The 20,979-nt window shown below is 56.8% G+C and carries 17 protein-coding genes; 10 read left to right on the forward strand and 7 right to left on the reverse strand.

Features of this window, described 5'->3' with window-relative positions; translation table 11 throughout:
- Nucleotides 1-145 precede the first annotated feature (145 nt).
- On the forward strand, nt 146-1,372 hold the full coding sequence (locus B1C80_RS09160) for an ATP-binding protein (RefSeq protein ID WP_161492744.1): 1,227 nt from the start codon (nt 146-148) through the stop codon (nt 1,370-1,372).
- Here the strand turns inward: B1C80_RS09160 and scpA are convergent.
- The 4 genes from scpA to B1C80_RS09180 all read right to left on the reverse strand — a co-directional run bounded on the left by scpA (nt 1,365) and on the right by B1C80_RS09180 (nt 5,595).
- A complete protein-coding gene (gene scpA, locus B1C80_RS09165) occupies nt 1,365-3,509 on the reverse strand; it encodes a methylmalonyl-CoA mutase (RefSeq protein ID WP_077920769.1) in 2,145 nt (714 codons plus the stop codon). The two genes, B1C80_RS09160 and scpA, sit on opposite strands and share 8 nt — an antisense overlap.
- A gap of 4 nt (nt 3,510-3,513) precedes the next feature.
- Nucleotides 3,514-3,837 (reverse strand): nucleotidyltransferase domain-containing protein, encoded by a 324-nt coding sequence (locus tag B1C80_RS09170; protein ID WP_077920770.1) that lies wholly within the window; start codon nt 3,835-3,837, stop codon nt 3,514-3,516.
- Nucleotides 3,838-3,912: 75 nt separating this feature from the next.
- Nucleotides 3,913-4,218, reverse strand: a complete 306-nt coding sequence (locus B1C80_RS09175) for an HI0074 family nucleotidyltransferase substrate-binding subunit (protein ID WP_077920771.1) — start codon at nt 4,216-4,218, stop codon at nt 3,913-3,915.
- Nucleotides 4,219-4,230: 12 nt separating this feature from the next.
- Nucleotides 4,231-5,595 (reverse strand): methylmalonyl-CoA mutase family protein, encoded by a 1,365-nt coding sequence (locus B1C80_RS09180; protein WP_077920772.1) that lies wholly within the window; start codon nt 5,593-5,595, stop codon nt 4,231-4,233.
- A 314-nt stretch (nt 5,596-5,909) separates the two neighbouring features.
- On the opposite strand from B1C80_RS09180, the gene dnaA reads away from it, so the two are divergent.
- From dnaA to B1C80_RS09225, 9 genes are all read left to right on the forward strand, one after another.
- Nucleotides 5,910-7,319, forward strand: a complete 1,410-nt coding sequence (gene dnaA, locus B1C80_RS09185; protein ID WP_077920913.1) for a chromosomal replication initiator protein DnaA — start codon at nt 5,910-5,912, stop codon at nt 7,317-7,319.
- Nucleotides 7,320-7,386: 67 nt separating this feature from the next.
- Nucleotides 7,387-8,391 carry a GNAT family N-acetyltransferase gene (locus tag B1C80_RS09190; RefSeq protein WP_236648698.1) on the forward strand — a complete coding sequence of 335 codons (1,005 nt, stop codon included), beginning with the start codon at nt 7,387-7,389 and terminating at the stop codon, nt 8,389-8,391.
- 131 nt (nt 8,392-8,522) lie between these two features.
- Nucleotides 8,523-9,782: an efflux RND transporter periplasmic adaptor subunit gene (locus B1C80_RS09195; protein ID WP_077920774.1), complete on the forward strand. Its 1,260-nt coding sequence runs from the start codon at nt 8,523-8,525 to the stop codon at nt 9,780-9,782.
- Nucleotides 9,783-10,015: 233 nt separating this feature from the next.
- Nucleotides 10,016-11,482, forward strand: coding sequence for a TolC family protein (locus tag B1C80_RS09200; protein WP_139361627.1), 1,467 nt, complete (start codon nt 10,016-10,018; stop codon nt 11,480-11,482).
- A 12-nt stretch (nt 11,483-11,494) separates the two neighbouring features.
- Nucleotides 11,495-12,193: an ABC transporter ATP-binding protein gene (locus B1C80_RS09205; RefSeq protein ID WP_077920776.1), complete on the forward strand. Its 699-nt coding sequence runs from the start codon at nt 11,495-11,497 to the stop codon at nt 12,191-12,193.
- A gap of 52 nt (nt 12,194-12,245) precedes the next feature.
- Nucleotides 12,246-13,487 carry an ABC transporter permease gene (locus B1C80_RS09210; RefSeq protein ID WP_077920777.1) on the forward strand — a complete coding sequence of 414 codons (1,242 nt, stop codon included), beginning with the start codon at nt 12,246-12,248 and terminating at the stop codon, nt 13,485-13,487.
- Between the two features lie 112 nt (nt 13,488-13,599).
- Nucleotides 13,600-14,793 (forward strand): ABC transporter permease, encoded by a 1,194-nt coding sequence (locus tag B1C80_RS09215; RefSeq protein WP_077920778.1) that lies wholly within the window; start codon nt 13,600-13,602, stop codon nt 14,791-14,793.
- Between the two features lie 163 nt (nt 14,794-14,956).
- A complete protein-coding gene (locus B1C80_RS09220; protein WP_077920779.1) occupies nt 14,957-16,354 on the forward strand; it encodes a sigma-54 dependent transcriptional regulator in 1,398 nt (465 codons plus the stop codon).
- Nucleotides 16,332-17,738 (forward strand): PAS domain-containing sensor histidine kinase, encoded by a 1,407-nt coding sequence (locus B1C80_RS09225; RefSeq protein ID WP_369822686.1) that lies wholly within the window; start codon nt 16,332-16,334, stop codon nt 17,736-17,738. Before B1C80_RS09220 ends, B1C80_RS09225 begins: the two co-directional genes overlap by 23 nt.
- Here the strand turns inward: B1C80_RS09225 and B1C80_RS09230 are convergent.
- The 3 genes from B1C80_RS09230 to B1C80_RS09240 form a co-directional block, all read right to left on the reverse strand.
- On the reverse strand, nt 17,735-18,523 hold the full coding sequence (locus B1C80_RS09230; RefSeq protein ID WP_077920781.1) for a DUF3108 domain-containing protein: 789 nt from the start codon (nt 18,521-18,523) through the stop codon (nt 17,735-17,737). The two genes, B1C80_RS09225 and B1C80_RS09230, sit on opposite strands and share 4 nt — an antisense overlap.
- A 30-nt stretch (nt 18,524-18,553) precedes the next feature.
- Nucleotides 18,554-19,600: an aminopeptidase gene (locus tag B1C80_RS09235; RefSeq protein ID WP_077920782.1), complete on the reverse strand. Its 1,047-nt coding sequence runs from the start codon at nt 19,598-19,600 to the stop codon at nt 18,554-18,556.
- 78 nt (nt 19,601-19,678) lie between these two features.
- Nucleotides 19,679-20,962, reverse strand: a complete 1,284-nt coding sequence (locus B1C80_RS09240; RefSeq protein WP_077920783.1) for a serine hydrolase — start codon at nt 20,960-20,962, stop codon at nt 19,679-19,681.
- Between the last annotated feature and the right edge of the window lie 17 nt (nt 20,963-20,979).

Here is a 20,979-nt window from a genome sequence, read left to right on the forward strand (position 1 = left end):
GGCTGGCTTGTTTTTCATACCAACTGGTGAGTTTTGTGTAGATAATTAGCTAAGCCAGTTTTATTTGATATTACTGGGAGTCACGGCCGGAAAAGGGAGTACTTTTGATGAGCCTGTGTATGGCCGGTTGCTGTGTATGAAGAGTATGTCCGTTAATTCTGTGCCTGCCGATACTGATTCGGATGAATCGCAGCGCGCTATTCGTGAGAAACTGCTGTTGCGTGAGGCCCAGCTGAGTCAGGCGCAGCGCATGGCTGGTATGGCCAGCTGGGAGTGGTACTTTGGCGATACCCGGATTCGGTGGAGTCCCGAGATGTATCTGTTCTGGGGCTACGAACCCGGCGAGATAGAGGTAGACCTGGACAGTGTGGCCCAGACCACCCACGTCGATGACCTGCCTATTCTTCAGAGTGCCATCGGGCGGGCGCTGAACGGGGAGGATCTGGAGATGGAGTACCGGCGCTACGACAAACTGGGCCGGGAAATCTTTATTCACACCATCGGGCGTATTATTCATAACGAGAAGGGTGAGCCGCTGGGCGTGTTCGGGATCGATATGAACATTACCGCCCGCAAGCAGCAGGAACTGCATCTGGAGCACCTGAACCGCCAACTGGCCGAAAAAAACCGCGAGCTTGAGAAGCGCAACGCCGAACTGAGTGCCTTTTCCTTTGCGGCCAGCCACGACCTGCAGGAGCCGCTGCGTAAGATCCGGATGTTCAACAGCCTGATTCTGGAGCGCGAGGCAAATCGGCTCTCGACAGAAGGGCAGACCTATTTTAACCGGTCGATGCAGTCCGCCGAACGGATGCAGGCGCTGATCAAAAACCTGGCTGCTTACGCCCGTACCAATCTGGTGGTCCGCCCGCGTCAGCTGGTGGATTTGAACCAGTTACTGACTCAGCTTCAAAACCAGCTGGAGGAGCCTATCGGGCAGCAGCAAGCAACCCTTATAACCGATCCGCTGCCTGTTGTATCGGTCGTGGAGTTCATGTTCGGGCAGTTGCTGCAAAACCTGCTCCGAAACGCGCTTACGTATACCCGACCCGACGTAAAACCGGTGATTCAGATCACCTACGGCAAAGTTTCGTCCAGCGAGGTGCCTACAGAGGCCGCTATCAAGTCGGCTACCTGCCACAGGCTTACGGTGGCCGATAACGGTATGGGTTTCGATCCAGTCTATAACCAGAAGATTTTCGGTCTGTTTCAGCGGCTGAACAGTACTGGCGACACCCCCGCCGGCACCGGAACGGGGCTCGCACTTTGCCAGCGTATCATGGACCATCACGGTGGGATCATTACCGCCGACGGACAGCCCGGCGTCGGGGCTACCTTCACGCTTTACTGGCCGGCCGACGAAGCGGCTACGTAGCCATCAGCTCCGTCAGGATTTTCTGGGCCGCTACCGAGATAACCGTGCCCGGCCCGAAAACACCCTTGACCCCCGCGTCGTAGAGGTACTGATAGTCAGCCGCCGGAATGACCCCGCCTGCAATGACCATAATGTCATCGCGGCCAATTTGTCTGAGTTCATCGATGAGCTGGGGGACCAGGGTTTTATGACCAGCGGCCAGGCTCGACACCCCTACCAGGTGCACATCGTTTTCGGCCGCTTGCCGGGCTACTTCGGCGGGTGTCTGAAACAACGGACCCATGTCGACATCGAAGCCCAGATCGGCAAAGCTGGTAGCAATGATCTTGGCGCCCCGGTCGTGGCCGTCCTGCCCCATTTTCGCCACCAGAATGCGGGGGCGCCGACCGTCGAGCTCGGCAAACTGATCGGCCATCTGGCGGGCCATCCGGAAATTCTCGTCGTCCGAAACTTCGGCGGAGTAAACCCCCGATATAGCCCGGATCGTGGCTTTGTGTCGGCCAAATGCATCTTCCATAGCGTCTGATATTTCGCCCAGGGTGGCCCGGTGCCGGGCGGCTTCAACGGCCAGGGCCAGCAGGTTAGTGTCGGTCTGGGCAGGCTGGCTGGCGTCTGGCTGACAGGCCCGGGTAATGGCCTGCAGCGCGGCACTGACCTGCTCGTTATTGCGGCTGCTCCTGACCTGGTTCAGCCGGTTGATCTGCGCATCGCGAACGGCCTTGTTGTCGACTTCGAGCAATTCGATCTCGGTTTCGGAAGCCGGCCGATAGCGGTTTACGCCCACGATGACGTCTTTCCCGGCGTCGATGCGGGCCTGTTTGCGGGCGGCTGCCTCTTCGATGCGGAGCTTGGGTAAACCGGTTTCGATCGCTTTGGTCATGCCGCCCAGCTGTTCTATCTCTTCGATGAGCGCCCAGGCTCGTTCGGCCAGTTCTTTGGTCAGGTATTCTACATAGTAAGACCCGCCCCAGGGGTCAACGGCGCGGGTAATGTCGGTTTCGTGCTGCAGGTAGAGCTGGGTGTTCCGGGCAATCCGGGCCGAGAAATCGGTTGGCAGCGCAATGGCTTCGTCGAGCGAGTTGGTATGCAGACTCTGGGTACCCCCCAGCGCAGCCGCCAGCGCTTCAATCGTCGTGCGGGCTACGTTGTTGAACGGGTCCTGCTCGGTCAGGCTGTAGCCCGACGTCTGGCAGTGGGTCCGCAACGCCAGCGACTTCGGGTTCTTCGGCGCAAACTGTTTCACGATTTTTGACCACAGAAGCCGCCCGGCCCGTAGTTTGGCAATCTCCATAAAGTGGTTCATGCCGATGCCCCAGAAGAACGAGAGCCGGGGCGCAAACTCGTCGATTCCCATACCGGCCCGCAGGCCCGTGCGGATGTACTCCAGCCCGTCGGCCAGGGTATAGGCCAGCTCCAGATGCGCCGGGGCACCCGCTTCGTGCATGTGGTAGCCGCTGATGCTGATGGAGTTGAACCGGGGCATATGGCGGCTGGTATACGCAAAAATGTCCCCCACAATCCGCATCGAAGGCTCGGGCGGGTAGATGTAGGTGTTGCGCACCATGAATTCCTTCAGGATGTCGTTCTGAATAGTCCCCGACAGTTTTTCGGGCGGAACCCCCTGCTCTTCGGCGGCTACGATGTAAAACGCCATAACCGGCAGCACGGCGCCGTTCATGGTCATACTGACCGACATCTGATCGAGCGGTATCTGGTCGAACAGGATTTTCATGTCCTCGACCGTATCGATGGCTACACCCGCCTTCCCGACGTCGCCGACTACGCGTGGATGATCCGAGTCGTAGCCCCGGTGGGTGGCGAGGTCGAACGCGACCGACAGCCCTTTCTGACCAGCTGCCAGATTTCGGCGATAGAAGGCGTTCGAGGCTTCGGCCGTTGAGAAACCGGCGTATTGCCGTACGGTCCAGGGCTGGCGTACGTACATGCTGGCATAGGGCCCCCGCAGAAACGGCGGTATACCCGCTGCGTAGGACAAATGGTCGGCCAGTTGCCCATCGGGGCCGGCGATATCGGCAACGGTAAAGCGGGGCTTGAGCCGGATGCCTTCGGCCGTAGTGAAGGCTGGCGGGCTGGCCGGTGACGCTGAAGACGGTATGTTGATGAGAGTAGGTTCCATATTCTTAGGAAGGACGTTGGTACAGAAGCTGTGCCGTTCGCTGAATTTCGTTCTTTAGGTTCTCGTTGCCAACTGTATTCCAGTGTACGACATCGAAGAAGAAAGGCATGGGGCTGTCTTCTTCCAGCTCAAAATGCACCTGACGGACGGTTTCGGGTCGTAAGGCCGGTCCGGTCAGGGCCAGATCGATATCGGAGCCTGGGCGGTTGGTCCCTTTGGCGCGGGAGCCATAGATCCATACCTGCTCAATGTCGGTATGTTGCTGAAACAACGCACGCATATAGGCCAGATCCGAGTCGCGTAACCCAAATGTTATAGCTGCTGACATGTCTCGTATAAACGCTCGATGATGACAAGATACCGCTGTTTGATGAGCGCTTCCGCTTCCAGACTGCGCTGCTCATCATATGTATGAGCCAGTAAGTAAGTTACGTTGCTTCAGGACATCTAACCACTCGTAGCCATCAGGTTCTGTAATCAGCCTGGCGACCAGTGCCGTCTGTATGGCTTCGCGCGGGGAGTTAACCTCGAAACCCTGCTCCCGACAGTAATCCTGCATCAGCTTCCAGCCTAGCGCAAAGGTGTATTCAAACACCTGAATCAGACCGGCGCGCTCAAGTTCAGTATAGTCGTTTTTTGCTGCTGCGGAGCGGAGTTGTCCAACCGCGCGGGTAAAAGAGTCCAGGCGTTCTGTCCAGCGTTTTGCCATGGTTAGTTAAGGTTACTGATATGGCTGCTCGAACTCGGCGGCCAGTCGGCGGTCGGGCAGTCCGGTCGAACGGGGAAGGCCAGCCGGGGGAGCAGCGGCTTCGGCGGTCGTATCGTCGTCGAACCGAAACTTCGTTACACCCACCAGCACCTTACCGCCACGAACGGCTTCGACCTTAGCCTGATACGCCCGATCAATTTGGGCCTGAACGAAACCGGTTTCCATCGCTGTCTGAAAGCCCCCCATGGCCTGTACCTGGCCGAATAAAGACCAGGCCTGCCCGGCAAGCTGGTGGGTCAGGGTCTCGATGTAGTAGCTACCCGCAGCGGGATCGGCCACCCGGTCGAGGTAACTTTCTTCTTTCAGCAGAATCGACACGTTGCGGGCAATTCGCTCGCTGAACTCGCCCGGGGCCTTCAAAACCGTGTCGTACGGATGAACAGTTAGCACGTTGCAGCCGCCAATGACGGCCGCCATCGCTTCGGTAGTGGCCCTGAGCAGGTTGGTATAGGGCGTAACGGCCGCATCGTAAAAGGTAGATGTCTGGGCCAGGAGCAGAGGACCCGGAAACCCGGTGTCGGCGTAGGTGGCCATTTGCCGGAGCCAAAGTACCCGCAAAGCCCGCAGCTTGGCTATTTCGACAAAGTAGCTGGTGCCCACCGATACTGAGAGCAGGGTCCGGGCCGCCAGCTGGTCAAGGGGTAACCCCGCTGCCAGGAGCGCCCGGTACTGATCGGCCAGCCGCGCCAGGGTGAAAGCCAGCTCCTGAACGGCGGAAGCCCCAGCATTATGAAAATCGTGACTGCCAAGGCTGATGGTTCTGAACTGGGGGGAGTCGGCCGTCAGTCGGGTGGCTTCAACAATTTCCTCAACGGAGGCTGTAGCTAGTAGTCCGCCTTTGAGCTGGTAAGGCGCCATAGGACGCAGGCTGTTGAGGAAAGGAACCGGACTGCCCGACAGCCGGAAATAAACCGGCGTATCGCTGAGTTTGATGCCATGCAGCAACCGGGCCAGGTTCCCGTCGGTCTGGCTGACGTCTTCGGGCAGCGACAGGAGCAGCGCATCGGCTCCGCGCGTCAACGCATCGCGGAGCGTAGCCGACTGGCCCGCTGGGTCGGTAATGTGATACTCGGGGGCGTTGAGCCAGCCGACGCGGTTGGTTTGGTGCTGGGCCTCCTGAATGGTAGCCAGCGGCAATCCGGTCAGGTCGTCGGCGGTATAATACGCGTCGACTGTGAGGCCGTTGTCTGGGGCCACCGGGTCGATGGTCCAGCGCAGGCTCTCATCGGCGAACTCGTCTTTCAGTTCTTTCCGAACCTGGGCCAGCCAGTCGGCTTTGCTGGTGGCTGGGAATACATGGCTAGGGAGCGGCTCCATACAAAATCGATAACGATACGATGTAAAAGTAGCACTTTCTCTTTTCGGGGGCAAAACCGCTTTGATAGGGGCCAGCGGCCTCGTGGGTTTGCATTATTCAAAGGGATTAGCGTATGCCGTTGACGTTCTGGCGGTAAAGCGTAACTTTAGCTTAACGAACAGGAGCGGGAGCTGGCGGGGCAGAGTGTGCCGACGAAAAAAACGTAGCGGGGGGCGGGGTATCCGGCCGGATAAATCCCTACATTTGTCTCCCTTTTTTGAGCGACACCACCGTAATCAGTCAGTACCCCGTGAACGGAACGACCCAGCCTAATATGCAACGCGAATTAACAACGGTTTGGAACCGCTGTCTAAGCGTCATTCGGGAGATCGTGCCCGAACACAGTTTCAATACCTGGTTTGAACCGATTGTTCCGTTCCGGCTTAACGGCAACGTGCTGACCATTCAGGTACCCAGCGAGTTCTTCTACGAGTTTATCGAAGAGAACTTCGTACATGCCCTCCGGAAAGCCCTCGACACGGCCATCGGTCGCGACGGGCAGCTCGAGTACTCGATCATCGTTGACAAAGGCGACGAAAAGAACCGGCCGCTGACGGTGAACGTGCCGACGACCAAGTCGCCCCAGACGGCCAAGCCCGACAACGTTAACCCCGATATTCTCAAAAGTCCGTTCCAGCTTAAAGACCTCGATTCGCTCACGCTGGATTCGTACCTCAACCCGACCTATACCTTCGACAATTACGTAGAGGGCGACTGTAACCGGCTGGCCCGGCAGGCGGGGTATGCCGTAGCCGAACGGCCGGGCATTACGTCGTTCAATCCGCTGATGATTCACGGGGGCGTAGGATTGGGGAAGACCCATCTGGTGCAGGCTATCGGTAACTACATCAAGAATAACAACCAGAGCAAGTTTGTACTGTACGTTACGTCGGAGAAGTTTACGAACCAGTTTCTGAACGCTGTCCGGTCAGACGGTATTCGCGACTTCACGGCGTTTTACATGCAGGTCGATGTACTGGTCATTGACGACGTGCAGTTTCTGCAGAAGAAGGAGAAGACCCAGGAAATCTTTTTCCATATCTTCAACCACCTCCATCAGTCGGGCAAGCAGATCATCATGACCTCAGACCGGGCTCCGCGTGCGCTCGATGGGCTGGAAGACCGGCTGCTGTCGCGGTTCAAGTGGGGCCTCTCCGCCGATCTGCAAACGCCCGACCTGGAAACCCGCATCGCCATTATCCAGAAGAAACTCCAGGCCGAAGGGATCTATATCGACGATGCCGTTATCGAGTACCTGGCCCATAGCGTCAATACCAACGTTCGGGAACTGGAGGGAGTCATCGTATCCCTGATGGCGCAGGCGTCGCTGAACCGCCGGGAAATCGATCTTGAACTGGCCAAGAAAACCCTCCGCAACATCGTGGTCGACTCGGAGCGCGAGGTTACCATCGATACCGTTCAGGAGGCCGTAGCCGATTATTTCAACGTCACCATTGCCGATCTGAAAGCCAAAAGCCGCAAGCGCGAACTGGTGCATCCGCGGCAGGTGGCCATGTACCTGGCCAAGGAGAAAACGGATCTTTCGCTCAAGTCCATCGGGTACCACTTTGGCGGTCGCGACCACAGCACCGTCATTCACGCCGTTCAGACCATCAGCGATCTGGTAGCCAAACATGCCGAACATCGCGATGTGGTAGAGAAGCTGAAGGCGCAGTTTAAGTAATCATTCGTAAGTTGGGGGTTGATATAGGCCGGTCGCTTCTGCGACCCGGTTGCTAGCCTGTGCCGCCTTGACTACGCCGTATCCTCAATTTTATCGTCGCCATCAGCTCGATACCCGGGCGTGGGATGCCTGCGTCATGGCGTCGGCTCAGCGGATCGTGTACGGGTACTCGTGGTATCTGGATGCGGTACTGCCCGGCCCCGACTGGCGGTGGGACGGATGGGTACTGCCCGGCGAAGAAGGCGGTTACCGGGCGGTACTGCCGGTGCCGCAGCGTCGGAAATACGGCCGTTGGGTACTGCACCAGCCGCTATTCTGCCAGCTGCTGGGCCTGTTCAGCGCCGATCCGACGGTTGATCCGACACCCTTCTACCGGGCGGTTTACGAGCAGTTTCGGTATAATTCAGGGCTGCATGTTTGGGTAGGGGCTACCTGGCCCGGGCCTACCGAGCCGATCCGCCTGCTGACCACACATTTGCTCGATTTGTCGGCCGGTTACGAAACGATCTACAGCCGCTACAATCGAGACCGTCGGCGGAATCTGCGTCGGTCCGAAGAGATGAACTGGACAATCGCCCGCTCAACAGACCTGGAGCCGTTGCTGCGGCTGTTCCGAACCTACCATGCCGATACTATAGCGGGTGGGGTCGGCGATTGGGCGTATGCTCTTCTGGGTGCACTCTACGACTCACTCCGGGCTCGTCAGCTCGCCCAGCTGTACTACGCGCAGCTCGATGGACATATAGAAGCGGGAGCGCTCTTGGTTCGGGAGGGCAACCGGGTTATCTACCTGTTCAACGCAGCTAGCCCGGTAGGTCGGCGCGGCAACGCCCGGACCCTGCTGATCGATCGGGTCATCCGGTACTATGCCGGAGAGGCTTCGCCGGGCTGGTTCGACTTCGAAAGTCCCGAAAAACCAGCTATAGTGGATTTTTACCGGAGTTTTGGTGCGGTAGATACACCTTTTCAGGCTGTTCGCTGGCAGCGCTTTACCTGGCCCGAACGACTGGCGTGGCGGCTGAAGCAACAGCTACTGGACAGCAAACCAGCGCCACTAGCCAGCAGGCTTTGACAGACCGCACAACCTGTGCGAAATCGCACGGATTGGTTTGGTTGAATTTTAGATAAATAGCTGTTTGTTAGGAAATTAGTTGATGGCACGGCGTTGGTAGTACAAAGAGCGAACTCTTGTACGCTTATTCTATGGACCGCGCTTTAGCCTCTGACGTCGTTGCCCGTTCCCGCCGAAAAAACTGGTTGCTTGGCCTCGCGGTTGCTGCTGGTCTGACGGGGGGGGTAATCGGCATGCGCGCGCTGCTTAAAACATCGGTCGATGCGGCCCGGATTCGGACGGCGGTTGTGCAGACAGGCCCGGTCGAAAATACGCTGAACGCTACCGGCGAGATTATTCCGGCTTATGAACAAATCATTACCAGCCCCATCCGGGCCGGCATTCGGCGGGTGCTGCTGACGCCCGGCGCGCGGGTGCGGCCCGGCCAGCCTATCATTGAACTCGACAAGTCACTGACGCAGATCGAATACGAAAAGCTGCAGGATCAGCTGTCGCTGAAGCAGAATGGCATCGATCAGCTACGGATGAAGCTGGACAAAAACCTGTACGATGCGGATATCAACGACCAGATCAAATCACTCAACATTAACCGGCTCAGTGCGGAGGTAGACGATGCCCGGCGGTTACTGAAAGTAGGTGGCCGCACGCCGGAAGACGTAACCCGCGCCGAAAACGCACTGCGCATTGCTCAGCTGGAAAAGAAACAGCTGGAAAACGACCTGGCCTATAACCGCCGGTCGATGAGCGCCAGCCTGCGGGAGTCGCAGCTACAGGCCAGCATCGAGGCTACCAACCTGAAAGTTCTGTCGCAGAAGTTGCGGCAGGCCGACATCGTAGCCGACCGAGCCGGGGTGCTGACCTGGGTCAATGAAACGATAGGGTCGTCGGTCAACGAAGGGGATATGCTGGCCAAGCTGGCCGATCTGGGTAGCTTTCGGGTCGAGGGTTCCTGCTCCGACGCTTATGCCGATCAGCTTCAGGTAGGGTTGCCGGTTATCGTGCGCATTAATGAACTGAGTCTGCGGGGCGTGATCACTCAGATCAAGCCGTCGGTTCAGAACGATGCGGTTCGGTTTGCGGTCGCGCTCGATGACAACCGCCACGCATCCCTTCGCCCCAATCAGAAGGTAGACGTATTTATCGTCACTAACCGAAGCGCCCGGGCTGTGCGTGTGGCCAATGGGCCGGCTTTCAAAGGAAAACGCCGGCAGTACGTCTACGTGCTGGACGAAAACCAGCTGGCGCGCCGACGCGACGTCGAAATCGGGCTGACCAACTTCGACTGGGTCGAGATCAAGAGTGGCCTGCGCCCCGGCGAACGGGTTATCATCACCGACCTGAGCGAGTACGAACACGTGGAGCAGCTAACCATCAACCCCGCTACCAACTAATCATGAAAACTACCTTTGTTTCAGCGGGAGGAGGCAGGTCTGTACGGTCGGCGCCCCGATTGTCACTGTGGTCCGTGAGGTCCTCACGGACCACTCGCCCGGATGAATTTGGCTGGTGCTGGTCAGTTGCTGTCGCGAGAGTGGTCCGTGAGGACACGGACCATGGTGAAGGAATAGGTACAGACCACGGTGTGTATGGCCTGTACGCAGAGGCTTTGCGGGTATGCCGGCTTGTGCAGCTTACCCTGCTTGTGCTGGTGATAGCGGTTGCGGGGGGCGCTGCGCAGCCGCTCAAGCTGACGCTGGGCGAGGTAGTGACGATAGCCCGGGAGCAGTCGATAGCCAGCAAACAGGCCATCACGCAGCAAAAAACCAACTACTGGAAATATCGGTCGTTTCTGGCCGATTTTCGGCCTCAGCTGAGCCTGGATGGGTCGCTGCCGAGTTTTACCCGTTCGTTTGTTCAGGTCGTACAGCCCGATGGTACTATTGCTTTCCAGCCTGTATCGAACAATAACTCGCTGCTTAATCTGTCGCTGAGTCAGAACATTCCGTTTACAGGCGGATCGATTTATGTGCAACAGCAGTTTCAGCGGTTCGATGACTTTTTGAACCGAAGGACCCTCTACAACGGCATTCCGTTCGCCATCGGTCTGAGCCAGCCGCTCTTTCGCTTCAACCTCATGAAGTGGGACCGCCGGACCGAGCCGCTGCGCTATGCCGAAAGCAACCAGCAATACATTGAAGCCCTGGAGCAGGTAGCGCTCGATGCAACCAGCCTGTATTTCGATTTGCTGGTAGCGCAGGTAAACCTGCAGATTGCCGAAACCAACCGGGCCAATAACGATACCCTTTATACCATTGCCCGCCACAAGCTCGAGCTTGGCAAAATATCGCGCAATGACCTGCTGCAGCTGCAGCTGAGCGTGCTGAACGCCCGGAAAGATCTGGCTTCGGCCCGACAAACGGCCGAAGTTGCGTCGCTGAAACTGCGGACGCTGATGAACAGACGGGAAGAAGAAAACGGCCCGGCTATGGCGGGTCGGCCCCGTCCGTTCGAGCTGGTGATACCCACTGAGGTGCGTGATTTTACGGTAGACCTGCAACTGGCGCTGAAGCAGGCGTTCAGCAACCGCTCCGATGCCATTGCTTTCAGGCGTAAGCTGCTGGAAGCCGAGCGCGATATGGAGAAGGCCCGGAAAGAAAACGGCCTGAACGCCACGCTGAACGCCGATTTCGGTCTGACCAATCGGGGTAACCGGCCCGGCGATGTCTACGTGCGGCCTCAGGACCGCCAGTTCGTCGAGATTCAGTTTACGGTGCCTGTCATGACGTGGGGGCGGGCCCGCGCCCGTACTGAAACCGCCCGTGCCAATCAGGAGCTGACCCTACAAACGGTTGAGCAGGCCAAACGTACCTTCGAACAACAGATTTACACCCAGGTAACCCTGCTGGACATGCTCCGCCAACAGGTCAAACTAACCGCCGAAGCCGATCAGATTGCGCAAAGCCGCTACCAGATTGCGCAGGAACGGTTCAAGCTGAGCGACCTCACGGTTACGGACTTGGGCATTGCCATTCAGGATAAAGACCGGGCCCGGCGCGATGCCATCCTGGCCCTGCGCGACTACTGGCAGGCCTATTACACGCTGCGGCTGCTTACGCTGTACGACTTTGAAGCTGGACACAAAATTCAATAAACACCAAAGCCCATGATTGCCCTCAAGAACATCGAAAAAGTGTACCGCACCAGCACGATCGAGACGCTGGCCCTCACCAACATCAACCTGACCGTTCGGGCGGGTGAGTTTTTGTCGATCATGGGGCCCAGCGGCTGCGGAAAATCGACGCTGCTGAACCTGATGGGATTGCTCGATGCACCCAGCACGGGGCAGGTCGAAATTGGCGGACAGCCCGTAACCCAGTACCGCGATGTGGACCTGGCTCGCCTTCGGAATCAGAAGATCGGGTTCATTTTTCAAAGCTTCCACCTGATCAACGATCTGTCGGTGCTCGACAATGTAGAGATTCCGCTGCTGTACCGGAAAGGCGACGAAACCGGCCCGTCGCGTCGGGAGCTGGCCCGGCAAGCCCTGGAAAAAGTAGGGCTCAGCAACCGGATGAAGCATTTTCCGAGCCAGCTGTCGGGCGGACAGAAACAGCGGGTCGCTATTGCGCGGGCTATTGTTGGTCAGCCGGCCATCATTCTGGCCGACGAACCGACCGGTAATCTCGACAGCGCCATGGGCAATGAGATCATGTCCATTCTGCAGCAACTGAACGCCGATGGCAGCACCATCGTCATGGTTACCCACGATGAAAGCATGGCCAAACGAACCCACCGGCTCGTCCGGCTTTTCGACGGGGCCATGGTCGGCGATAGTCTGCTGATGGTGAACGAGGGCCGATAAACACGCACCGCACTGCTCATCGGTTATCACGTACCAGTTCTCAAAAAAAGCCATGTTCACGAACTACATAAAAATAGCCTGGAAGGTCCTGCTGCGCCACCCGTTCTATACCTTCATCACGCTCTTTGGTATCAGCCTGACGCTGACCGTGCTGATGGTGATCACCTCGTTTCTGGATCATCTCATCGGGAGCCACTACCCCGAAAACCGGCGCAACCGGCTGTTGTATATCCAGATGATCTCGCTCAGCGATTCACTCCAGCAGTCGCACAACAAAAGTCCGGGTAGCTACGAGTTTATGCAGCGATACGTCAAAACGCTGAAAACGCCAGAGGCTGTGGGGCTTACTACCCTGTTCGAGTTCGCCAATACGTACGTGAACAACAAACGTATCGAACTCCGCATCAAGCATACCGACGCCCAGTTCTGGACCGTTACTGACTTCGATTTCGTAGAAGGTAAACCCTATGACGAACAGAGCCTGAAACGGGGTGACAACGTCATGGTCATTACCGACAACCTGAAGAAACAGTATTTCGGCGAAACCGACCAGCCGGTGGTAGGCAAATACCTCACCCTGGACAGCCGCGATTTCAGAATTATCGGGGTGGTGCGGGGGGTACCCGTTACCCGACCCGTTACGTCGGCCGACTTGTACCTGCCCGCTACGGCCACCCACCGGCCCGATCTAAGCAAAGGCTTTTCAGGAGGCTATTCGGCCCTGATCCTGGCCCGTGACCCGGCCGATATGTCGACCATTCAGGCCGAATACGATCAGGCGATCCGCCAGATTCCGCTGCCGAACGAATCGAACGGTTTCCGGTTCAGCATCATCGAAACCGGCGCCGAAACGTATCTGGGTACCTGGCTGCGTAACTTCTTCGACCGGTCGGTCAGCGGTATTTTCTACGCCGTAGTGGGGTTGTTCATGCTCCTGTTCATGGCCTTGCCGGCTATCAACCTGGTCAACCTGAACGTGAGCCGGATCATGGAGCGGGCCTCTGAGATCGGCATCCGAAAAGCGTTCGGCGCGCCCGTCAGAACGCTGATCGGGCAGTTCATTGTCGAGAACCTGTTCATTACGTTCATCGGCGGAGCCATTGCACTGATGCTGTCGACGCTGATTATTGCCTACATCAACCAGAGTGGGTGGATTGCCAGGGCCGATCTGACGCTCAACCTCACCGTTTTTGCCGTAAGCATCCTGATCTGTCTGATCTTCGGTTTACTGTCGGGGGTAGCCCCCGCCTTCCGCATGTCCCGACTCCCCATCGCCGACGCGTTAAAAGTATAATGAGTGAATGAGTGGTTGAGTGAGTTAGTGAATCTACCACTCATTCACTCAACCGCTCAATCACTCATTCACTCAATCGCTCAGTCACTCATTCACTCAATCGCTCATTCCTATGTTACGTCATATCATCCGACTTATGTGGAATAAGAAAGGAAGCCATCTGCTGATTATCGTAGAGATTCTGGCTTCGTTTCTGGTTCTGTTCGGCGTCACCAGCCTGATTGTGTATAATCTTCAGAACTACCGGGAACCGATTGGTTTCGAGTACAAAAACCGATGGTCGCTGGGGTTCGATTCCCGCGGAGAGGCCGACTCAACCGTTGGTGACATCATGCAGCAGATCAAGAGCCGGGTGTTGTCGTATCCGCAGGTAGAAGCTGCTACGATGTTCAGCAACAATATCCCTTTTACCATGAACTCATCGAATGGCGATGTGACCAACAACAAGGCAACTACGCTGGCTCAGCAGTTCCGGACCGATCTGGACATGCCCCGAACCCTCGGCGTGTCGGTGCTGGAAGGCCGCTGGTTCGATAAGTCAGACGAGCTGCCCGACGCCCGCACGCTGGTTATCAACATGCCCCTGAAGAAAGCACTCTTCGGCGACGAGCCCGCTCTGGGGAAGAAGATTGCCTTCGGCGGGGTTGATGATAAGCGCAAATCTGCTGACTACTTCACGATTGTGGGCATTGTAGGCAACTTCAAACCCCGGGGCGAGTACCAGGAAAACCTGCCGGGTCTTTTTCAGATGAACAAAGGCCCGGATCGGAACTATACCCGGTCTATGTTGCTGAAAGTAAAGCCCGGCACCGATGCCGGCTTCGAGGCAAAACTGACCCGCGATCTGGGTCTGCTCACCAAAGGCTGGCCCATAGAAGTCTCCTACCTCGAAAACCAGCGGACCAATCAGCACAATATCGCGCTGGTACCCGTTATTATCTTCCTGATCGTAAGTGGTTTTCTGCTCATCAACGTAGCGCTGGGTCTGTTCGGCGTGCTGAACGTGAGCATTGCCAAACGCCGGGGCGAAATCGGGCTGCGTCGGGCGCTGGGGGCTACGGAGCGTCGTATTTCACGGCAATTTGTGGGGGAGATGTGGGTACTGGCTACTTTTGCGCTGGTGTTGGGGCTGCTACTGGCCGGGCAGTTTCCGCTGCTGAACGTGTTCAACCTCAAGTCGTCGGTATACCTGACGGCTATCGGGGTGTCGGTAGCGGTTATCTACCTGCTGGTTACGCTCTGCGCCTTATTTCCCAGCCGGCAGGCCGCTACCGTACAACCCGCCGTAGCCCTGCATGCCGAGTAGCAGAGCTATTGATTGATTAGTGAAGAATGGTCAACGTGAATTATGGGTACTCTCCAGCCCGCAAAGAGCGCCATTTACCGTTAAACACCCCACTATGACACTGCAATCATTGGAATAAAGGCATTCCGGTTTTGCTGAAATCAATTCGTTCTCAACGATTTATATGCTCCTCATTATCGACGACGATAGCGCTGTTCAAACGTCTTTGTCTTTGCTGTTTCGCAAGGCAGGCTTCGCTGTGCGCGTGGCCGACGGGCCGTTTGAAACGCGGGAGGTGCTGGAGCAGGAGGTTCCCGAAGTAATTCTGCTCGACATGAATTTTTCGGTCGATACGTCGGGCGATGATGGGCTGCGGCTCCTGCGGTACATCCGGGAGCGCGTACCGGGCGTGCCGGTCATCCTGATTACGGGCTGGGGTAGTATCGATCTGGCCGTAGCCGGTATGAAAGCCGGGGCCAGCGATTTTATTACCAAGCCGTGGCAAAATGACCACCTGCTTCAGTCTGTTCAGACGGCGCTGCAGCTGGCCGGTACCGGTCGTTCTGGGGGCGAGCCGGTCTCGGCGGGCCGGCGTCAGCTGGACGAGCGGTTTCAGTTCGATACGATTGTGGGTGAAGACCCCCGGCTGCTCGAGGTGCTGGAGACCATTGGGCGGGTAGCCCCAACGGATGCGCCGGTCCTGATCACGGGCGAGAGCGGTACGGGCAAGGAACTGATCGCCGAAGCTATCCATCAGAATAGCCGGCGGAAGCGGCAGCCGTTCATTAAAGTCAACCTGGGCGGTATATCGAGCACCCTGTTCGAGAGCGAACTATTCGGTCATGTGCGGGGTGCCTTCACCGATGCACGGTCCGACCGGGTGGGTCGGTTCGAGCTGGCCCACAAAGGCAGCATTTTTCTGGATGAGATCGGCGACCTCGACCCGGCCGCCCAGGTCAAGCTGCTGCGGGTATTGCAGGACCGGACATTTGAACCGCTTGGCAGCAGCAAGACCCGAACCGTTGACGTGCGCGTCATCTGCGCCACCAACCGCAACCTCGAAGAAATGGTCAGCCAGGGCCTGTTTCGTGAGGATCTGTACTACCGGATCAACCTGATTACCGTACGGCTTCCGGCCCTGCGTGAGCGCCCGGCCGATATTCCAAAACTGGTAGCGTTCTTCATCAACAACCTGAAAACGCTCTATAACCGACCCGCATTACAGGTCGGTAAGGACGCGCTGCAGTGGCTGAAAGGCTTGTCGTTGCCCGGCAACATCCGCCAGCTGAAAAACATCGTGGAACGGGCAGTGCTCCTGGCCCCCGCCGACACCCTGACCGTAGCTGATTTCGAGAAGCACGTTACCCCGCTGGGTTCGCGCCCGGCGGGTCTGGCAGCGAATGCTGGCATGCCGGCCGTAGGAACGATGACACTCGAGGAGATGGAGTTTCAGATGATTCAGCGGGCTATGGCTTTTCATAATAACCGGGTCGCCAACGTGGCCCGGGCGCTGGGTATCACCCGGTTTGCTCTCTACCGCCGACTCGAAAAGTACGGCATTGCCTACAATACCGACGATTAAAGGCCATAACCAGCGGCAGTCGGGCCCGTACCGATCCGGGCTGGTACCGGGTATATTGCCCGCCCTGGCTCGTTTAGACGATATGCACCTCAATTTTCAAACGCGTTACCTGCTTTATATGCTGGCCGTTCATGCGGTGCTGGTCGGGCTGGTATTTCAGTTGCTGAAAGAGCATAAAATCCTGTTCATTGCGTCCGAAGTATTCATTATCCTGTCGCTCTACGTGGCCATTCGCCTGTATCGCACCTTCCAGCAACCATCGGCTTTTATCGCGTCGGGTATCGAGGCCATTCGTGAAAAAGACTTTACCATCAAGTTCGTTCCGACGGGCAATGAAGAGGTCGACGAACTGATCCGGGTGTATAACCTGATGATCGATCAACTGCGTCACGAACGGACGCGGCAGGCCGAGCAGCAGTTCTTCCTGAACAAACTGATCGACGCGTCGCCGATTGCCCTACTTATTTTCGACTTCGATGAACGCGTATCGGCCCTCAACCCGAAGGCCCGTCAGCTGCTGAAGCTATCGGATCACGACCTGCTGGCTAAACCGCTATCGGCCACGGGGCATCCTTTGCTGACCCAGCTGAGCGCCCTTCCTCCCGATCAGCCGCATACGATCAAACTGGCCGGAGTAGAAACCTACCGGGCCATGCGCGGGAAGTTCATCGACCGGGGGTTCGAGCGGCAGTTTCTGTTCATTGAAGAACTAACGGCCGAGATCGTCGAGACCGAGAAGAAGGCCTACGGGAAGGTGATCCGCATGATGGCGCACGAGGTCAATAACTCTATCGGCGCCGTCAACTCTATTCTGACCATTGCCGAACCCGAAATTTCGGATGCCGACATCCGGCAGGCGGTGCGCGTCGCCATCGAGCGAAACGACCGGCTGAACCTGTTCATGCGCCGGTTTGCCGACGTAGTACGGCTGCCGGTTCCCAGCCCAGTGCGGGCCGACGTGGCTGAACTGGTTCAGAATGTGGTGCGGCTGATGCAGCCACAGGCCCAAAAACGGGGGGTTAGCCTGTCGGCGGTTGCACCCGACAGGCCGGTCTACGCGCCGATCGATGTCGGACAGCTGGAGCAGGTGCTGGTCAACGTGATTAAAAATGCGCTGGAAGCCTGCCAGCCGGGGCAGGTCGTTAAACTGCGACTAACCGATCAGCAGGTACAGGTTCGAAACAACGGGCAACCCATTTCGGCTTCGGTAGCGGCTGATCTGTTCAACCCGTTTTTCAGCACCAAAGCCGACGGGCAGGGTATTGGCCTGACGCTCACGCGGGAGATTCTGCTCAACCACGGATTTCCGTTTTCGCTCCGTACCGACTCCGACGGTTGGACGGTCTTTCAGATTAGCTGGAACAGGCTTTTGCCAGTGGCCTAGAAGAAGCGTAAGGGCTGTTTGAGACCGCTGTTCTGGCGCAGATCCATCACCATAGACCCCACCCACAGATCTACCTCAACTTTGACAGGTACTTTGTTGGTATCGTCGGACACAAAAATCCGGATCGACTCTTCGTCTTTAAAGAGCTTGTTCTGGGGCAATACCGGGTTGAGCCGGATTACGTTGATTTTGCCCTGTTTGGTTTTAACGACCGTTTTGCCCCGATACCGCACCTTCATGTTATAGACCGTATCGTCGTAGAAAGCGGGTACTTCGAGCACCTGCCCGTTCGCCATGTGGTTGAAGTCGATCGTCCGCAGGAAATAGTAGCCGCTGATGAAGTCGTGTACATTATCGGGTACCTTAAAGGTATCGCGCTCGGTCCGCTCTTCCGCTTTTACCGTATTGGCTGCGTGGTTGAACGTAATGTTTTCTTCCTTGCGGTAGCTGTTTTCCTGAAGGCTGGTATAGAATTTCTGGGGCAGGATGGCCGACGTATCGATATACGACCGCCAGGTATCGCGGATCCGTGTAACGAGGTCAAACGCCCCTACGGTCCGCCCGTCAACGTTGACGCGGTAGCAGGCGCGGTCGTTTACTTTGTACAGGGTTGGACTAACGTCTACGATGGCTTCGGCAGCGTTCAGAAACCCGTAGTGAACCCGGTACTCCAGATGTTCGCCCGGCCCAAAGCTCGTGTTGACCACACGCCGGTAGCTATTCAGTGCTGTAAAGCCCGTTGCCAGCACCGAAATAACACCAAGACCAATCAAATACTTCTTCATAGCAACAACAGCCCGTTGGCCGGACCTCACTTACAAAGATGGATAGGTTTGTTTCAGGTATGTCAGATACCGCCCGAAATCGCTGTTGAACTGGCTTTCAAACTCCTGCCGGAACCGATTCTGCTGTTTCCGGTAGGTGAGGTAGCCAATAAAATACGCATTATTCGGTAGGTTTAGTTTGCTCAATTGTCTCTTTTTTACTGAACGAACGCCTGAAAGACTTCGCTCATCAGTCAATGTATCCGCCGAACTGACGATTTGCCGGATCATTTTCCACTTCAACGAATCTTTGACTGTCTCGGCCGTCTGGGGTTTAAACGTTCCATACAGGCTGTCGAGCGCCCGGGTACCGCGCAAGACGTGATCGTCGTAGCGCTCGTAGTACACTTTTGATGCCAGATAGTCTTTATAAATAGTAGAGTTAACGCCGTACTTCCGGGCCAGAAATCGCTGGGCACCGTACTCGCCCACAAAATCGGCCAGGTTTTCGTTGTACTCCAGGTTATCTTTCACAAAGAGCGTGCCGTGAGTAAGCTCGTGAATGATCAGTTCAGCGAGGCTACCTTCCGTTCGGGAGAGCATATTCGACAGGATAGGTTCTTTAAAAAATCCTAATGTCGAGTAGGCCGCTACTTCACTGATTCGGGTATCGTACCCTTGCTTTCGTAAGGCCGTATCCGCTTCTGTGAGCCGGTCGCGGTCGAAAAAGCCTTTATACGAAAACGTGCCCAATATCGGAATGTGATATTCGACCGGTACAAGCCTGTATTTTTCAGATCCAATCAGCATCCACATCAGCGGCTGGCCTTTCAGATCGTAAAACGATTCGTAACTGCCCGATGGATCGAGCCGCAACGAATCAATGGCAAAACGCTTGATTTCGCGGATAAGTTCTATTTTCTGTTTCAACGAGTCGGGGTAGGCCGGGTTGGCCAGCACCTCCGCCACCGGTTGGGTGTTGAGCATGATTCGGAGCTGACCCCTGGCCTGCCTGTAGCCATAGCTGACATACTCCCACTGCCAGACCAGCAGAACGGCCAGTACCCCCACTACGATAAGAGCAATTTTTTTACGCATCGGTTGGAAAAAGATAAGGGCAAAAATACCTGTCTCCAATGCTTTTCAGTCAAGTTCCGTCAACTGGCTATATGAAATCTAGTCCAGGGCCTGATAAACGGCGGTGCGGAACTTGCGGACGAAGTCGCTGTAGTGGGCGTAGGGCTGAACGTTGGTGAAAACGAGCAGAATCAGTTCTTCTTTGGGGTCGATGGTAAACTCCGAACAATACATACCACCCCAGGTATAGGCGCCCGGCGTAGCCTGATCGCCATAGTGGGTGCCTTCGGTAATGAGCTGAAACCCCAGCCCGAACTTATCGCGCCGATCCCAGACCTCGGCCGCGCCGATCTGATTACGAACCATCATCTCAACGGTTTTCCGACCCAGGATGCGCCGGTTGTTGAACGTGCCGCCGTTGAGCAGCATTTGGCAGAACCGGGCGTAGTCTTCTACGGTGCTGACCAGGCCCGCACCACCCGAGAAATAGGTCCTGGCTCCCGAAACGGCATACTGCCGGTAGGTTTCATTTGGGTGCAGCACCAGCGGTTTATCGGCACTGCCTTTGTCGTACAGTTCAACCAGGCGACTGCTCTTGCCGGGCGGGAGGTAGAAATAGGTGTCGGTCATACCCAGCGGGTCGAGTACCCGTTCGCGCAGGACGACATCGAGGGGTTTGTTGGCCAGCACCTCAACCAGCCGCCCAATGATGTCGGTGTTGAGGCCGTAAACGAAGCCTTTGCCGGTCGAGTCGGTGCCGGGGTCGTTGAGTAGGGGGCGGGCCGCGAGCCGGTTTATGGCGTCTTCGAGTTTGTCGGGCGCGGTCGAGTTGAAGAACGGCACCCTGAACTCCGGTCGCTGATCGAGGGGGTGTTCGTAAGGAATACCGGCGTTATGGCTCAACAGCTGACGAATGGTGATCTCACTCCGGGCCGGCCGGGTCTCGTAGCTGCCACCGGTGGGGTTTTTGCGGTCGTACCGAACCAGTACCTTAGGATTCTTAAACGCCGGTATGTACTTGCTGATGGGATCATCGAGCAGAAACCGTTCCTCTTCAAACAGTGTCATCAGCGCTACCGTCGTAATGGCTTTTGACTGCGAAGCAATGCGGTAGATGTCGTCGCGTTTGAGGGGCGTCTTCTTCTCCAGGTTGCTGTATCCGAACGCTTTGTAATGAACCACTTTACCCCGACGGGCCACGAACGTAACCGCATTGGGGGCAATACCCTGGTCAACTAACCCTTGCAGGAAGGTGTCGAGCCGCTTGAGCCGCTCAGCCGAGAAACCAGCCTCGGTGGGTGTGCGGGCGGGGGTAAAAACCTGTGGTCGGGTCTGAGCGAGCAGGGTAGTCGTTACGAGCAGGAACGGAAGAACGAAACGCATGGAACAGGCCAATAAAT

Origin of the sequence: Spirosoma sp. 209, from assembly GCF_002006735.1 — a bacterium.
Taxonomy (GTDB): Bacteria; Bacteroidota; Bacteroidia; order Cytophagales; family Spirosomataceae; genus Spirosoma; species Spirosoma sordidisoli.

What these genes read in the sequence shown, in the direction of transcription:
- B1C80_RS09180 (WP_077920772.1), bottom strand. Translation starts at nt 5,595, where the DNA reads ATGGAGCCGCTCCCTAGCCATGTATTCCCAGCCACCAGCAAAGCCGAC.
- B1C80_RS09215 (WP_077920778.1), top strand. Translation starts at nt 13,600, where the DNA reads ATGTTACGTCATATCATCCGACTTATGTGGAATAAGAAAGGAAGCCAT.
- B1C80_RS09160 (WP_161492744.1), top strand. Translation starts at nt 146, where the DNA reads ATGTCCGTTAATTCTGTGCCTGCCGATACTGATTCGGATGAATCGCAG.
- B1C80_RS09170 (WP_077920770.1), bottom strand. Translation starts at nt 3,837, where the DNA reads ATGTCAGCAGCTATAACATTTGGGTTACGCGACTCGGATCTGGCCTAT.
- scpA (WP_077920769.1), bottom strand. Translation starts at nt 3,509, where the DNA reads ATGGAACCTACTCTCATCAACATACCGTCTTCAGCGTCACCGGCCAGC.
- B1C80_RS09240 (WP_077920783.1), bottom strand. Translation starts at nt 20,962, where the DNA reads ATGCGTTTCGTTCTTCCGTTCCTGCTCGTAACGACTACCCTGCTCGCT.
- B1C80_RS09205 (WP_077920776.1), top strand. Translation starts at nt 11,495, where the DNA reads ATGATTGCCCTCAAGAACATCGAAAAAGTGTACCGCACCAGCACGATC.
- B1C80_RS09230 (WP_077920781.1), bottom strand. Translation starts at nt 18,523, where the DNA reads ATGAAGAAGTATTTGATTGGTCTTGGTGTTATTTCGGTGCTGGCAACG.
- B1C80_RS09220 (WP_077920779.1), top strand. Translation starts at nt 14,957, where the DNA reads ATGCTCCTCATTATCGACGACGATAGCGCTGTTCAAACGTCTTTGTCT.
- B1C80_RS09235 (WP_077920782.1), bottom strand. Translation starts at nt 19,600, where the DNA reads ATGCGTAAAAAAATTGCTCTTATCGTAGTGGGGGTACTGGCCGTTCTG.
- B1C80_RS09210 (WP_077920777.1), top strand. Translation starts at nt 12,246, where the DNA reads ATGTTCACGAACTACATAAAAATAGCCTGGAAGGTCCTGCTGCGCCAC.
- B1C80_RS09195 (WP_077920774.1), top strand. Translation starts at nt 8,523, where the DNA reads ATGGACCGCGCTTTAGCCTCTGACGTCGTTGCCCGTTCCCGCCGAAAA.
- dnaA (WP_077920913.1), top strand. Translation starts at nt 5,910, where the DNA reads ATGCAACGCGAATTAACAACGGTTTGGAACCGCTGTCTAAGCGTCATT.
- B1C80_RS09175 (WP_077920771.1), bottom strand. Translation starts at nt 4,218, where the DNA reads ATGGCAAAACGCTGGACAGAACGCCTGGACTCTTTTACCCGCGCGGTT.